This window comes from Serratia sp. 3ACOL1 (genome assembly GCF_003668775.1).
Taxonomy (GTDB): Bacteria; Pseudomonadota; Gammaproteobacteria; order Enterobacterales; family Enterobacteriaceae; genus Chania; species Chania fonticola.
Genome location: NZ_CP033055.1, coordinates 2655284 through 2670978, shown reverse-complemented (window position 1 = coordinate 2670978; position 15695 = coordinate 2655284). Strand labels below are relative to the sequence as shown.

Annotated in this window: 13 protein-coding genes; 4 read left to right on the top strand and 9 right to left on the bottom strand. The window is 47.2% G+C overall.

From position 1 onward, the window contains the following. Positions 1–335 precede the first annotated feature (335 nt). The 4 genes from D9980_RS11935 (at position 336) to D9980_RS11920 (ending at position 5901) form a co-directional block, all read left to right on the top strand. Positions 336–3029, top strand: a complete 2694-nt coding sequence (locus D9980_RS11935; RefSeq protein ID WP_238393710.1) for a ZirU family protein — start codon at positions 336–338, stop codon at positions 3027–3029. 82 nt (positions 3030–3111) lie between these two features. Further along, on the top strand, positions 3112–3810 hold the full coding sequence (locus D9980_RS11930; protein ID WP_024485204.1) for a ZirU family protein: 699 nt from the start codon (positions 3112–3114) through the stop codon (positions 3808–3810). 76 nt (positions 3811–3886) lie between these two features. Then, complete coding sequence (locus tag D9980_RS11925) at positions 3887–5503, top strand: Ig-like domain-containing protein (protein ID WP_121607403.1); 1617 nt, start codon at positions 3887–3889, stop codon at positions 5501–5503. A 107-nt stretch (positions 5504–5610) separates the two neighbouring features. Further along, on the top strand, positions 5611–5901 hold the full coding sequence (locus D9980_RS11920) for a chorismate mutase (RefSeq protein WP_121607402.1): 291 nt from the start codon (positions 5611–5613) through the stop codon (positions 5899–5901). Positions 5902–6092: 191 nt separating this feature from the next. Here D9980_RS11920 and D9980_RS11915 read toward each other — a convergent pair whose 3' ends face one another. The 9 genes from D9980_RS11915 to D9980_RS11875 form a co-directional block, all read right to left on the bottom strand. Further along, entirely contained in the window at positions 6093–6359 is a 267-nt protein-coding gene (locus D9980_RS11915; protein WP_121607401.1) for a type VI secretion system PAAR protein, read from the bottom strand. 67 nt (positions 6360–6426) lie between these two features. Next, positions 6427–7443 carry a hypothetical protein gene (locus D9980_RS11910; RefSeq protein ID WP_121607400.1) on the bottom strand — a complete coding sequence of 339 codons (1017 nt, stop codon included), beginning with the start codon at positions 7441–7443 and terminating at the stop codon, positions 6427–6429. A gap of 87 nt (positions 7444–7530) precedes the next feature. Next, positions 7531–8547, bottom strand: coding sequence for a chorismate pyruvate-lyase family protein (locus tag D9980_RS11905; protein ID WP_121607399.1), 1017 nt, complete (start codon positions 8545–8547; stop codon positions 7531–7533). Positions 8548–8634: 87 nt separating this feature from the next. Beyond that, positions 8635–9651: a hypothetical protein gene (locus D9980_RS11900; protein ID WP_121607398.1), complete on the bottom strand. Its 1017-nt coding sequence runs from the start codon at positions 9649–9651 to the stop codon at positions 8635–8637. An 88-nt stretch (positions 9652–9739) separates the two neighbouring features. Then, on the bottom strand, positions 9740–10756 hold the full coding sequence (locus D9980_RS11895; RefSeq protein ID WP_121607397.1) for a hypothetical protein: 1017 nt from the start codon (positions 10754–10756) through the stop codon (positions 9740–9742). A 35-nt stretch (positions 10757–10791) separates the two neighbouring features. After that, positions 10792–12399, bottom strand: coding sequence for a hypothetical protein (locus D9980_RS11890; protein ID WP_121607396.1), 1608 nt, complete (start codon positions 12397–12399; stop codon positions 10792–10794). Between the two features lies 1 nt (position 12400). Continuing rightward, the gene (locus tag D9980_RS11885; protein ID WP_121607395.1) at positions 12401–12883 is read right to left on the bottom strand and encodes a hypothetical protein; all 483 of its coding nucleotides are present in this window, start codon (positions 12881–12883) and stop codon (positions 12401–12403) included. Beyond that, complete coding sequence (locus tag D9980_RS11880; protein ID WP_121607394.1) at positions 12877–13359, bottom strand: DUF4123 domain-containing protein; 483 nt, start codon at positions 13357–13359, stop codon at positions 12877–12879. The genes D9980_RS11885 and D9980_RS11880 overlap by 7 nt, the downstream gene beginning before the upstream one ends. A 3-nt stretch (positions 13360–13362) precedes the next feature. Next, positions 13363–15324 carry a type VI secretion system Vgr family protein gene (locus D9980_RS11875; RefSeq protein WP_121607393.1) on the bottom strand — a complete coding sequence of 654 codons (1962 nt, stop codon included), beginning with the start codon at positions 15322–15324 and terminating at the stop codon, positions 13363–13365. Positions 15325–15695 lie beyond the last annotated feature (371 nt).

Genomic DNA, 15695 nt, shown 5'->3' with positions numbered 1-15695 from the left:
AGATCGGTTGGTTCGCTTGAGGCTATGCGAGCATCCGGTTGGGCTTTATCGGCTGCCCTATCGGGGATGCAGAGGGTACCGTTACAGCTTATACGATCGCGTGATGTTCGATCCAGGCTTTGGTCATGCGGAGTACCGCAGATGGAGAGGGTGTATGAAGGAAAATGCTTTACCGTAGCCAGCAGAGTTAACCACGCTGGACTGGTTCAACAACCGCTGATGACGGGAGCGAGCCTCGGTTTGAAGCCAGTATAGTGTTGTTCAATGCCTCCTCCCATTTGTGAAGAAACGAAAGCCCAACTACTCTAACTGATATCCCGTTAGAGTTTTCCTACGTGGCATTCAAACCTCTTGTTGTGTGGATTAATATTACCTTGCAACTGTTATTTCCGTTGAGCCTTTCCTTTGCCCCAGTAATAGCAAAAATGCTTGCCCCGGCTCCCCTAACCAAGCCTGTTACCCTGTATGAAACCGAGCCATATACCTTATCGTTAGGTGAGACAGTCTATAGTGTTGCCAAAAAACAGCATATTACGCTGGATGAGTTAAAAAAGGCTAATCAGTTTCGCTCATTTTCAAAACCGTTCAATCAACTGGGGAGCGGCGATGAAATTGATATCCCGACTGCAGCATCATTGCGCTTAAAAAACCAGCAAACGGAAGCTTCCCCAGCGGTACCCCTTTCTCAACATAATGAGAGGCTGGCACATGGCCTGTTAAAAGGGACCACACTGTTAGCCGATGATAACACCCCGTTGGCAGCGGCAGGCATGGCGCGTTCGATGGTGGTGGGTGAAATCAATGATTCGGCACAACATTGGCTGAGTTCGTATGGTACGGCGCGCGTTCAACTTAATCTTAATGATGACTTCAGCCTGGAAGGGAGCTCGGTAGATCTTCTGGTACCGCTTTATGATGACAAGAAATCGCTTTTATTCAGCCAGTTAGGGATGAGAAACAAAGACAGCCGCAACACCGTGAATCTCGGGGCGGGCGTTCGGACTGTGCAAGATAATTGGATGTATGGGGTTAACGCCTTTTATGATCGTGACATGACGGGTAAGAACGACCGTGTCGGTTTTGGGGTTGAAGCCTGGACGGATTACCTGAAGCTATCGGCTAACAGCTATCTGGCTCTCACCGATTGGCATCAATCCCGGGATTTTGCCGATTACAATGAGCGCCCTGCCAACGGCTATGATCTGCGGGCAGAGGCTTATTTGCCCGCTTATCCTCAGTTGGGTGGAAAGTTGATGTTTGAGCAGTACCGGGGTGACGAAGTGGCATTGTTTGGCAAGGATGACCGGCAGAAAAATCCCTATGCGGTCACCGCGGGGATCAACTATACACCGATCCCCCTGATCACTATTGGAGCAGAGCACCGTGCAGGTAAAGGTAGCCGTAACGATAGCAGCATCAGTATGCAACTGAACTACCGTCTGGGGGAATCCTGGCAGGCGCAAATTGATCCCTCTGCGGTGGCTGCAAGCCGTACTCTGGCCGGTAGCCGTTATGATCTGGTGGAGCGTAATAACCAGATTGTGCTGGAGTACCAGAAACAAACGTTAATCCAATTGGCATTGCCCGATCAAATGACCGGAAGTGCTTTTGAAACGATCAAAGTGGATGCACAGGTGACGGCGAAATATGGGCTTGAACGCATCGATTGGGATAGCGCATCGCTGGTGGCAGCCGGGGGGATGGTAATACAAACATCCTCACAAAGTATTTCGCTAAAATTACCCCCTTTTATGGCTGGCAATAATAACTACACCTTAGCTGCCGTGGCTTATGATAATCAGGGCAATGCTTCAAACCGCAGTACCACGCAGATCGTTGTCACGCAACAAAATGTCAGCATAGTCAATTCCAGCACTCAGGCTTCCCCAGTCGAAATACCTGCTGATGGCGTTACCAAAAGCATGATTACCTTGACTTTAAAAGACCTTAACAACTTGCCGGTTCAGGGAATGGGGGACCAACTGATAGCGGAATTGCATTTTACACCGAATACGGGGACAACCCAGCCTATCAGTAACCCGTTGTTAAGTGCCGTTACCGAGACCGCACCGGGGGTCTACACCTATCAGTTAACGGCAGGTTTCTCCCAGGGAGAAGCTATTATTGCTCCAACAATTAATGATATCTCTCTGGCTTCAGCTAAAGTTAATTTAATCGTGAGTAGTCAGGTACTGAGCCCGGAAAACTCCCTTTTTAGCGTAGAACCGGCAGAAATTATTGCTGATGGTTTACAGACCAGTACGTTGGACTTTACTGCCCAGGATACCAATCACCAGCCAATTAACGGGTTAACGGTGGCCTTTGAGGTTACGGGCATTCCCGAAGTTACTTTGAGCGCGGTAACGGAAAATAACGGCGTGTACAGCGCCAAACTGAGTGGAACAGTCGCAGGCACGGTAACCGTAGTTCCTACAGTAAATGGTGCCGCCGTGGAGATGAAGTCACACGACGTGGTGCTCACCGCCGATCGCAGCGCTGCCACCATTGAGCTGATGGTGATTAGCGATCATGCATACGCTAATGGCGTCGATGTGAATAAGGTTGAAGCAAGGGTAACCGATAGCCATGGCAATCCTATCGATGCTACCGCAGTGGAGTTTGAGGTAGACAATGGTGCGACGGTCCTGTCCCCTATGGCCAGAACAGATAATGAGGGGCTGGTGACGGTGGAGCTAGCCAATGTTAATGCCGGAGTCGTCACAGTTACTGCCTCTATTGGTGACTACTTGGCGAGTACAGAGATCTCTTTTGTACCAGAAACACCGGTCAAATTGTTGATATACAGCAACGGCACCGAGCTGACTGGGCATCCTGTCGTTGGGGATAACCTCCTGGCCGTTGCAATGTGTTCAATTGCTTTGTGTAACGGAATACCTATGAATTATCAGTGGGAAGTGGAGTCATCTGCAGGTTCGGGGGTCTTTGTCGCTATTCCTGGCGCAACCTCAGAAACATTGACGGTGACGGCAAACTTACAGAAACGGGCTGTTCGAGTGGTATCGCATTAAGACCGGGGTTTTATCATTCTTCCAGGCAGGTCTGGAAGGTGATTCAAACATTGATTTTGAGTACAGCAGAGGAAAGAAAACAATGAACAACAAGATTGGCTCACGCAGAGGGCTGGTTCCTTTGCTATCGGGAATGTTGCTCAGCATGCTGATAGTCGGTTCTGCCTGGTCGGCGGTGACCTCCAGCCCGACTTCTACCGTAAGAGGGCGGGCCCCGGTAGTGACGCAGAGCACCATCGTTTCTGACAATGCCAGTGGCAACGGTTTGATCGATATCGGAGATACCTTGAGTGTCGGTACCGCAGGGGCGTTCAGCGATGCGGATGGTGATACGGCGATACCGGAAACCTACCAATGGCAGGCTGATGGTGCAGATATTGCAGGAGCGACCAATAATACCTACACCATTGTTGCCGGAGACTTGGGCAAAGCTATTACCGTGTTAGTGACTCCGCACACCGACCCGGCCATTACCGATCCGGCCGTGGGTTTAGTGGTTCCCTCCAATACCTTGACAGTTATTGCTGGTGGGACAGTCACCGGCGTGACGGTTACCGGTGAAGTTGGTGGCTATCCACAGGTTGACTCTACTCTGACTGCGACAGCAACCTGTGCGGGTGGTACCTGTAATGGCGTGACCTACCAGTGGCAGCTTGAAACTGGCCAGGGAACAAATACTTACAGCAACATAAGCGGGGCAACAAGCAGCACATATACCCCTGTACGGACAGACCAGAGACTGAGAGTTCAGGTAGTTGTCAGCAACCCTGCAGCTCAGTAATCAAGAGTCAGCCCAGGCATGCTTAAGGTGTGCCTGGGCCAGTTGGTTTAACAAATCAGTATGATGGATACGCTGGATGTTGCATCGCAATAATATCTTTAAGGTTTTTGTATTCAGGATATTACTGGTTCTGATCGTCGTGATGAGCCAGGTGGTGCAGGCTGTCCAGCAATCTACCCAGCCAGTCCACGGGCGGCCACCGACCACTACGCTCTCGGTAGACAATGTCAAGCCGCGGGCCGGGGAGGTGATTACCGTGACATCCTCCTTCAATGATGTGGATGGCGATGCGGAACAGGGAACGACCTACCAGTGGACGTTGGACGGTGCTGCCATTAATGGGGCAACCAGCCCCAGTTATACTCTGGAGCTCAGCAACATCCTGGCGGGCAGTGCGTTGAACGTGATCGTAACCCCTCAAACCAATCCCGATATTACCATTCCAAGTGAGGGGCTGCCGGTTCAGCTACCTAACCCTATCAATATCAAGTGGCAGCGGATGCTTTCCAGCCTGGTATGGGCCGAGTCTCCTCTGGGGGCGGTTGCCGATGGGCTGGCGGTGAACACCGTACATGCTACCGTTCAGTATCTGGACGGTACACCTGTTGTGGGCGCAACGGTGCTTTTCGATGCCGATAATATGGGCGCGATTTCGGCCAGTGCGCAAACTGGAATTGGGGGCGAGGCAACGGCGTATGTGACGAATGTGATTGCAGGTACCACTCAGGTAACGGCCAGGATTGATGATGATGCTCAGACGGTCAATACACTGTTTGTTGCCGGCCCAGTGGAGGTTGTGCATGCGGAAGTCACCCAGGACAATGCGCTGGCCAATGGTATCGACGATAATAATGTGGTGGTCTATGTCGAAGACCGCCATGGCAACAGTATTGAGGGTGAAACGGTAAACTTCACTGCGACCAACGGCGTAACGCTGCTGGCTACCAGTGGCGTTACGGACAGCAACGGTGAGGTAAAAATAGCTCTGACCAGTGACACTGCCGTCAATAGTGATGTCACTGCTACCACCGCCAATGGTGTTTCTGCTACCGTCAACGTTGCGTTTTTTGATGACGTGCAGATGACGCATATCTTGGCCAACGGCGCCTCTTTCTCGGCTGATGATGGCTTCCCTAAAACAGGCTTTACCGGTGCGGAATTTCAGTTGGTGGTTGGCGAGGATCCTGCCGGGAACAGTTCCTATAGCTGGAGTAGCGATCAGAGTTGGGCCAGCGTGGATGGCAGCGGTAATGTGAGCTTTAATCAAGAACCTACATCGGCTAATAATCGGGTCACCATTACGGCCGAACATACAGGCAATGGCTCAACGTTAACCTATCAATTTACCGTCAACCGCTGGTTCAGGAATAATAGCCACTTCCTTATGGAACCCAGTGAGGCTGCCGCGTGGTGCAGTTCCCAAGGGGGAGGCTACGCGGTGCCGAGCTATAGTGAGATGACAGACCGAACCCCGATAGCCCAGACCGGGGCCAACCGGGATGCCAATGCCAGATTATGGAATGAATGGGGCAGCATGAGTCGATACTCTAACGGTTGGTTTATGGGTAACTACTGGGGGAGGGAACTTACCGCGGCCGGTAACGAACGGCATTATGTTTACCTGGGAAACGGTAATTTATTCAGTTTCCCGTTAGACGGCGTAACCTATGTGACTTGCTCAACCTCTCTATAGGCGAATGTGGCAAAGGCAGCAGGACCCGATAGGAATCTTAAAAAGGGTAGGACAGTCATCGATAGCTATGATAGCGTGTACTTTTGAACTAGCTAAAGAGTACGTGAATGCATTTTTCTTCTATCGAAGACGTGAGAAAGGCCATAGATGGCATCGACTCCCAACTTGTTTCACTCATTGCCGAACGTGGCCGGTTGGTGAAGGCAGCTGCTGGATTCAAAAAAGATCAGGATGCTGTTCGTGCGCCCGACAGGGTTCAGAGGGTCATTGATAAGGTCAGGGTAGAAGCCGCTGTGGTCGGACTCCCCGAAGACATTATTGAAAAAGTTTACCGTACGATGATTAACGCATTTATTGATTATGAGCTGGAACAGCACCGAAGTTTGGTACAAAAGTAGTATCGGCCAAGCCCTTGCCGAATAGGGTGGGAGCAACAAGGGCGTGCGGGTATATTTCCACACAAACGATTGAATCCCTCATCACAGTTATAGCATTGATGGTTTTGTCTCGCTTGCTGGCCCGATTCTCCCGCTGAAACGACTTGTAGCCGCACTTGGGGTAACAACTCGTTTCAAACGGGATAGTCCAACTACCCAATGTTAACGCTACCCCCACCAATCAGTACACCGCCACAATTAACCGCATCACCTGTACGAGCAGCAGGTTGCCCGTCAATAAATACGCTGGATGATCCGCCACTGATAGTTCGATTATGCCCATGAGAAGCTAAAGCATCACCCTGTCGAGCTAATGGAGAACCATCAACTTTAACGGTTGAAGAACCTGTTACGACTGGAGTCGGTGGATGACTACCGTGGCCGGTATCTTGATCACCAAGTTTAACTGCATTGCCCATGATGTTAGTTTCCTCTTTACTTGTAAAAATAAGGGTAGGTATTAATAACTAACACCTACTCTACGGATTAAATCACTTGCAAAAATTTACCATTTATTAATGAGAATATTGGAGCTATGAAATTTATACTCATAGAACCATCATCATTTGTATAATATGCAAGTGGTGAGAATGAAGGATCTGATTTATTGATTAATCTAACCATGCGACCTTTGTTCATTATCTGTACATCATAATCCTGCCAGTTAATTGGGATCATTTTAAACTGCGAGTTATGAATGTCAGAAACCATATCGCGATCAACGAAAATACTTTCCTCCGTTTCACCTGTTGACCAAGCCCAAGCTGCCAATGATAATTTCAGTTGCTTGCGGAGAGTGGCGAGGTCTTTATTATCCATGGCCCGCCAGATCTGAAGATAAGCCTGCTCTAGCCCTTTACGCTGTTCTGGGGTATCGGAATAGGGAGCGGCTTTAGCCCAAGGCCATTCCGGCAGTCCACTGATCTTGACCTGACGGCTAAAACGATAAACTTCCATTTTCGAAGGGTATTTATATGGATTAAAATATTCGTCGTCCTTATGCCCCCGTACCACTTGTTCAGCAAGTATTTTCTGCCTAACCACTGGTGTGCCGATGGTTTTAAACTTCTGCTCGTCCGCAGGCACTTTGGCTTCCGGCAGGCCATCCTTACCGATACCTACTTTAATAGCGCTCAATACCTCATTGTTACTGCCACGCATTGCCGTCAACTCCAGTTTGCAACCCGACTGTGGGTCAAATTGGGCACGTTCTGATGCTGACATAGCTTTTTTATCAAACCACCCCAAGGCTCCAAGCTCCAGGCTTATTTCATTTTCGCCATTCTCCATAGTTAACATGGCTGCGGTGCTGGAGGTACCGAAGCCGCGGCCTTGTCGTGCCGAATTGCGATTGTCCAAACCCAATACCCCATTGGTTTTGATGGCGCAAAAGGCATATTCGATATCAAACAGGCTGCGGATATACAACCGTGGCTCTTCAGCGATGCTGCTTTGCGCTATGCCCATGACACAGTACAATAAAGCGATACGCAATGATTTCATTTAACCTCCCTGTAGCAGCCCTTTATCATAATTCTTCCTTGCAGAAAAATCAGGATGTGTATTGGTTATCAATACACATCCTGTTGGTTAAATTACCAATACAAACTTACCGTTTATTAACGAAAATGTTGGAGATATATACCTCATAACTAAATCTCCATCCGAATCACAATAGTATGACAGTGGCGAAATTGATGGATCTGATTTATTGATTAATCTTACCAGACGACCTTTGTTCATTATCTGTATATCATAATCCTGCCAGTTAATTGGGATCATTTTAAACTGTGAGTTATGGATATCAGATTTCATACCTCGATCAACAAAAATACTTTCTTCCGTTTCACCAGTTGACCAAGCCCAAGCCGCCAATGATATTTTCAGTTGTTGACGGAAGGTATCTAGATCTTTATTGTTTAGTGTCTGCCAGATCTTGGTATAAGCTTGTTCTAGCCCTTTGCGCTGTTCTGAAGTATCGGTATAGGCAGTCGCTTTGACCCAAGGCCATTCCGGTAGTCCACTGATCTGGACCTGGCGGCTAAAACGATAAACCTCCATTTTTGATGGGTATTTATATGGATTAAAATATTCGTCGTCCTTATGCCCCCGTACCACTTGTTCAGCCGGTATTTTCTGCCTAACCACTGGCCCGCTTATGGTTTTAAACTTCTGCTCGTCCGCAGGCACTTTGGCTTCCGGCAGGCCATCTTTACCAATACCTACTTCAATAGCGCTCAGTATCTCATTGTTACTGCCACGCATTGCCGTCAACTCCAGTTTGCAACCCGCCTGTGGGTTAAACTGGGTACGTTCTGAAACTGATGTCGCCTTTTTATCAAACCAACCCAAGGCACCAAGCTCCAGGCTGATCTCATTTTCACCATTTTCTAGAAACAGCATGGCTGCGGTGCTGGAGGTACCAAAGCCGCGGCCTTGTCGTGCCGAATTGCGATTGTCCAGACCCAATACCCCGTTGGTTTTGATGGCGCAAAAGGCATATTCGATATCAAACAGGCTGCGGATATACAACCTTGGCTCTTCGGCTATGCTGCTTTGCACTATGCCCATGACACAGCACAATAAAGCGATACGCAATGATTTCATTTAACCTCCTTGTAGCATCCCTTTATCTTGGTTTTTCCTTGTGGAAAAATTAGGATGGATATTGATAATCAACACCCACCTCATTAGTTAAATTACTTGAACAAACTTACCATTCATTAATGAGAATATTGGAGATGTAGAGCTCATAGTCATATCACCATCAGAATCATAATAGTAAGATAGTGGCGAAACTGAAGGGTCTGATTTATTAACAAGTTTCACCATGCGCCCTTTGTTCATTATCTGTACATCATAGTCCTGCCAGTTAATTGGGATCATTTCAAACTTGGGGTTATTTGTATCGTCACCTATTCCGCTATCAGCAAAGATACTTTCTTCCGTTTCCCCTGTTGACCAAGCCCAGGCCGCTAATGCTATTTTCTGTTGCTGACGGATAGTGGAGAGATCTTTATTATCCATCGCCATCCAGACTTGGAGATAAGCTTGTTCTAACAATTTACGCTGCTCTGGGATATCGGTGTAGGGAGTGGCCTTGACCCAAGGCCACTCCGGCAAACCACTGATCTTGACCTGGCGGCTAAAACGATAAACCTCCATCTTCGGTGGATATTTATATAGATTAAAATATTCATTATCCTTATGCCCTGGCACTACCTGCTCGGCCAGTATTTTCTGTCGAACCACTGGCCCACTGATGGTCATATACTTGGGCTCATCTGCTGGAGCTTTCGCTTCCGGAAAGCCATCTTTACCAATACCAACGTCAATAGCGCTCAAAACCTCACTCTGGTTGCCACGCATTGCCGTTAGCTCCAGCTTGCAACCTGCCTGTGGGTTAAATTGAGCGCGTTGTGACACTGACATAACTTTTTTATCAAACCAGCCCAAGGCACCAAGCTCCAGACTTATTTCATTCTCGCCATTCTCCATAGCTAACATGGCGCCGGTGCTGGAGGTGCCAAAACCGCGGCCTTGTCGTGCCGAATTGCGATTGTCCAGACCCAATACCCCGTTGGTTTTGATGGCGCAAAAGGCATATTCGATATCAAACAGGCTGCGGATATACAACCGTGGATCTTCAGCGACGCTGTTTTGTGCTATACACAAGGTAAAACACAATAAAGCGATACGCAATGATTTCATGTTAACCTCCTTGTATTAGCCCTTTACCTCAGACTATTCCCAACAAACAATCCGGATGGGTATTGATTATCAATATCCATCCTAATGGTTAAATCACTAACACAAATTCACCATTAATTACGGAGAATATTGGAGATATAGTATTCAGAGCAATGTAACCATCTCCATCGCAATAATAAGATATAGGGGAGTATGAAGGATCTGACTTGTTAACCAACCTAACCAAACGCCCATTATTCATTATCTGTACATCATAATCCTGCCAGTTAATTGGGATCATTTTAAAATGTGGGGTATAGATATCAGTGCTTATTTTACGATCAGAAAAAATACTATCTCCTGTCTCCCCTGTTGACCAAGACCAAGCCGCCAGTGATAATTTCAGTTGCTGACGAAAAGTTGCCATATCTTTACTGTTCAGAGCCTGCCAGACTTTGAGATAAGCCTGTTCTAACCCTTTACGTTGTTCTGGAGTATCGGTATAGGATGTGGCCTTTACCCAAGGCCATTCTGGAAGTCCACTGACTTTGACCTGACGGCTAAAACGATACAGTTCCATCTGTGCTGGATACTCACCAGGACTAAAATAAGCACTATCCTTATGTCCTGGTATTACATGCTCGGCCTGTATTTTCTGTCGAACTACTGAACTGCTGATAGCTTTATACTTCGGCTCATCCACAGGCATTTTCGCTTCCGGCAGGCCATCCGTGCCTATACCTACTTCAATTGCACTCAGTACCTCACTTTTGTTGCCACGCATTGCCGTCAGCTCTAGTTTGCAACCCGCTTGTGAATTAAACAGCTCCCGTTCTGATTCTGACATAGCCTTTTCGTTAAACCAGCCCAAAGCACCAAACTCCAGGCTGATCTCATTTTCACCATTTTCTAGAAATAGCATGGCTGCGGTGCTGGAGGTACCAAAGCCGCGTCCCTCGCGCGCCGAATTACGATTATCCATACCCAATACCCCGTTGGTTTTGATGGCGCAAAAGGCATATTCGATATCAAACAGGCTGCGGATATACAACCGTGGCTCTTCCGCATTGGCAGTTAATGTCATCATCACTCCTGATAATAGTAACGCTAATTTAGGTAATCTCATCTTAATTCTCTTTTCGCTAAACACGGCTTTGCGGTTTATTTATTCCATTTTGGGTTGGAACCCATTGCCCAAGGCTCGTTATTCGGCTTGGGTGGAGTGTTCCCTTTAGGGTTAGAACCCATGGCCCAGGGTTCGCCTGGTATCACTTTAGGCTTGACGATCGGCCTCTCTTTGCCGATCAAATTCACCCGCAGAGCGGACTCACTCTCTTTTAACGGGGCTGCTATCACCCATTTATTTTTCTTTTTTATGTTCCTCGCGTTGCTACTTTGTACCGGTGCTCCTGATTTATCCCAGCTAACATCAGCACTAAACTCCACCTCAGCCAAGATACCATCATGGTAGCCCACCAAATCGATACCATTATCATGCTGATCCAGTTTAAAACCTGCGGCGGTTTTGAAGGTTCCACTCGCATTGAGTGAAACCTCCATAATCATCACCTTGGTTTTAAAGGCCGCATTTACCTTACCTTCCAGGCTAAATTTCAGGTCATTGTTTTTACCGGCGTCAAACGTCCATATCTGCTGTTTTAATGCAGCACCAAAACGGAAAGAGAGGGTGCATTTCAGCAAGATGCAGCATTCAATTTCAAGATAATTTTTATCCCCGGCATTCTTGCGCTTCAGTGCCTGACGGCATTTATCGGCAAACGCATCAATTTTACAGTAGGCCGCAGCCAGTTGGAGTAGGTCCAATTTACCTGTCAGGCCCAAAAAAGGGGCTGCATTAAAACCAATAAAATGTGTGCTGCTAGCGACCGTATCCAATCTTGAATAGGCATAGGCAACCCCCACGTTCATCGGATCTACTTTCAACTCGGCGATGGTATATTGTTGTGTCCCGGTTGATTTCGGTGCGGGAAGAAGATATTTCTGGCTATTACTCAATAATTTATCAATACGAGAGATCGCATCCAGTGTCTTGGCTGTGGATTTATTTTTGTTTTTTTCAGCATACTTCGCTGAGTAATTCTCGCCCTGAACTATAAGCGCATAGGTAAATTCCAGAGCTGTGGTTTGTGTCAGACTGAATTTATCAGTATGCGTTTCCCAGCCAGCGCGGAGTTTGTTACCATTTTTCGGTTTAACATTCTCCATGGCTTGACGAGCCTTTATCTGTTCATCGCGGCGCTCTTTAATCGTACGTTCCTTATGAGAAAAGGCATACGTAAAAGCAACCGAGTAGGTAAACTCCACTGAAGGAAAAACACGGAGCGTTGCGTAATTACGTCTCCCTTCGCAGCCATTAACGACTAAATCATAGCGTTTACCGTCATTGAACAAATCAGTTGGATTGGCAATATTAGATAAATATGACCAGATTGAAGGCATGGTTGCTACCAGCGACTGATTCTGATCCTTATAAAACAAAGTGACTGCCTGACTCGCGTTGAGTGGGATCTTTTCTGAAAATTTCACGCTCTCAAGTGTAGCAGTATGAGAAGTTGCCTTTTTACACTTTGTTGTTATATTAATACTGCCGGATGCCCCCTTACCTTTATCCAGAAGATCCATCGAGAGCATCTGCTTGACTGGCCAGACTTGATGCTGTTTATCAAAATCCAGCGCAACCTCATGAATACATGGGTCCGGGTTATTACAGGTTGCGCAGGCTGTTCCTGCATCGACAGAACGGGCCATATTATCTTCCTTTGATTAAATGCGCCACATCAGGGATTTCACCTAATTCCCTGAGCATTAAAGATTCTACCCGGTAATATCCTGGTGCTTGACTTTCTGTAAGTTTATTTTTCCATGCATCAGGCATCATATCGATAGTAGAGATGTTTTTTTTGAGAAGAAGGTGAACCATTGCCCTTATTGAATGATCATCAGTAATAGTATTTTCCTTGCAGAAATAAAAGCACTTGGTAGCAAAGGAATAAGCATCCCTTTTTTCATTGCATGCCGTTTTTTTCGATATGAAAATAGTAGGGCTCTCATCTATTATATCGAAGTAAGTGCCATTATGTATCCTTTTAAAGATGTCATCGTCCTCATCTTCAGCGATATCCTCTTGACCTGACAGCCAATACGCCTCAACATCTGAAGCCAGAACGTTAATATATCTCTTCTCCGCAAATGCATTGATTTCCCCGTACTGCGCCTCGGTTATTTTCAGCATTTTCCTTCCCGACTTTGCATCATTGGGAAATGGTTCGCGTATCGCCGAAAAGTCATCTTCACGTTCAACCGCTTTGTATAATGTCCTGACTTTAGTAATAGGTCCCAAGAAGGTATGTACATCCCAGTCAGATAATACTTTAAGAAAATCCCAGATATTACGTGGATCATAAAAACGGAAATAGACTGGTTTTCCTGATCAGGGAGCAATACGTGTAAATATTTGCGTAAATGTTGACGCAACGATTTTATATTGGCCTTTGAATAGATATAAATTCCCCATGGCGTTTCGCGAGTCCCCAGCCAGGCTTCAACCTGCTGATCGACCATAACCAACCAGGGAGCAAGCTCAAGGAGTTCCGGTTGCACCGGCTCGGCATACAGACAACAGTGCGGGGGATTATAACGCTCGAGCATAAGCTGGAGATCGGCTTCTAACGCACCGTCAATAATAGCGTACAGTTTATGTTCTTCCATACCTTAGCTATCCTTCAGTGGGCAATGTGCGACAAACATTGAACCTGCAAGCGCCGCTGCTTTTAAAACTGCCGGGCTGGCTGGGGTCAGTAAATCACCAGGGCTACCACCAGAATTCAGATTAATTGAGGGGGCCTTGATATCCACGCCACCGGCATGAATAACAACAAAACTTCCACCCACTTTCAGCGTCAGTTTGCTATTGCTTTGTAGCGTCAGATCGCCGTTGCTGTCCACACTGAACACGCCGCTAACTTTCTGTGCCAGATCGCCCTTGACCTGTATACCTCGGTCGCCTTCCGTCATCACCAGATTGTTACCGGTGATTTTCTGATCCTGATTACCTTCAACTGTCACTTTTCGATCGTTGGCAACCACCAGTTCTTCATCATGCCCGATACTGCTGCTACGGTTGTAGTTCACCCGTTCGTCTTTCGAATTGAGCACCCGTATTGCCATGTTTTTTTGTGCGTGAACGAAGACTTCTTCATTATCTTTTTCATCTTCAAAACGCAGTTCGTTAAATCCTTCGCCTTTATGGGTTTTTGAACGGATCGACATCTGGGTTTTGCTGCCTGGCAAATTACCAGGAGGCAGATGGTTGGCATGATAGGTGCGGCCGATTATCACCGGCTGATCAGGATCACCGTTTAAAAATTCAACAATCACTTCATGACCAATGCGCGGAATGGCCGACATCCCCCAACGAGGCCCCGCCCAGGGATGCGATACCCGTATCCAACAGGAGCTGGTATCATCGTCTTTCCCTGAACGATCCCAAAGAAAACGCACCTTGACCCGACCATAAGGATCACAATAAATCTCTTCTGAGGGTGGACCAGTGACAATCGCAATCTGGGCTCCGTCAATGCGTGGTTTTGGCCGTGAAAGTGGGCGCCATGTCTGATTATTGGGAATAAACGCAAACTGAGTGGTTATGGTTGTGCCTTGCCCTCCCGATACAGTTTCCAGAGCTTGGGGTTGTTGCCCGCTATGGATAGCCTGGGTGACTTGCCAGCTTGTATTCAGTGTGTCCAGTGGATGGTTTTCTAGGGTAAAGCGCACACCGGGTTGTAGAGCAGGACAATTACTAGCCCCTTCGCCCTGATGGGCATCATTACGTAGTGCCTGAATGCGCCATTGGGAAAACTTTTCCCCGCTTGGACCGGTGTCTTTATAGCGGCCAGGATAATCATAATGCAGATATTCCGCTGACTGATGTTCATCATCTCGAGCGCGATCGCGATATTCAGCGGCCCACAAGGGGTTTTTAAAGGTGTAATCTTTCAGCAATACCTCTGAAGGGCGCAGACTTTCCCGGCGCTTGAAGGTGGTAATGCAAGGTTCATCGAGTGAGGTTTGTTGTTGATTTGGGTAGTAGGATAGCGTCGGCCCTTCATTCACGATGATGTTATCGTCGGCAAAGACCAGCGTGTGCCTGTCATTCTCATGCTCGAGGAAATAATAGATGCCTTCTTCTGCCGCCATTCGATGAAGGAAATCCAGATCGCTTTCATTATACTGAACACAAAACTCTCTGGGTGCATGCTTGTAGCGAAAAGCATGGGCATAGTCACTGATCTTATTTTCTTTCATCAAGGTTTCAAGAATTTCCAGAAAACCCTGTTGCTGAAAAATGCGGGAGTTTTGTCTTAATCCTGCTCGCCAGAGGGCGGGGTGCACACTGAGTCGGTAACGTGTTTGATGAAGTCCTGAATCGCCTTGCTCGACGGAAGTAACAATGCCATTCACGATACGCTGTACTTCTGTCTCACGCCAAATGGTCAGCGTGGCGGTATTGTCTAGAATTGAACGGAACTCCACATTGGGGCTGGCACTGGCAACCTCCAGTTCAAGCGTGAAAGGGGCAGAAAATTGCTCGTGCAACGTAAAACCTGATACCACGAAGGTTTTAGATGGCAGGTTCCCCACACTTAACGTAAACCGCAGGCCACTCGCATCCATGTTCATATTTCCTTATTGATGGCGTGAATGCATCCCAATCTATGCAAATAAAATATTTATAATATATAAGATACTTTAATGTATATGGAAAGTGGCAACAACCTGAATTTGTTCATTTAGTGAGAGCTAGCACGGTTATGCCTCATAGAGATCGGGAAATTTCTCTGATAGGAAATGTTCACTTCAGGCTGTGAACAGCTTCATTTTTCAACAAAGCGTTCAAGAATGAGATAGCCAATTTCCCTTCTTATCGGCCTCCTTCCAAGCCTGGTAGGCGGGGCAATCTGTTGAATCGTGTCGAGCGCCTAATCCCATCAAACTAATAGGCTTAATTCATATGAATGGCTTACAGACACAAGTTTGCCCAAGAA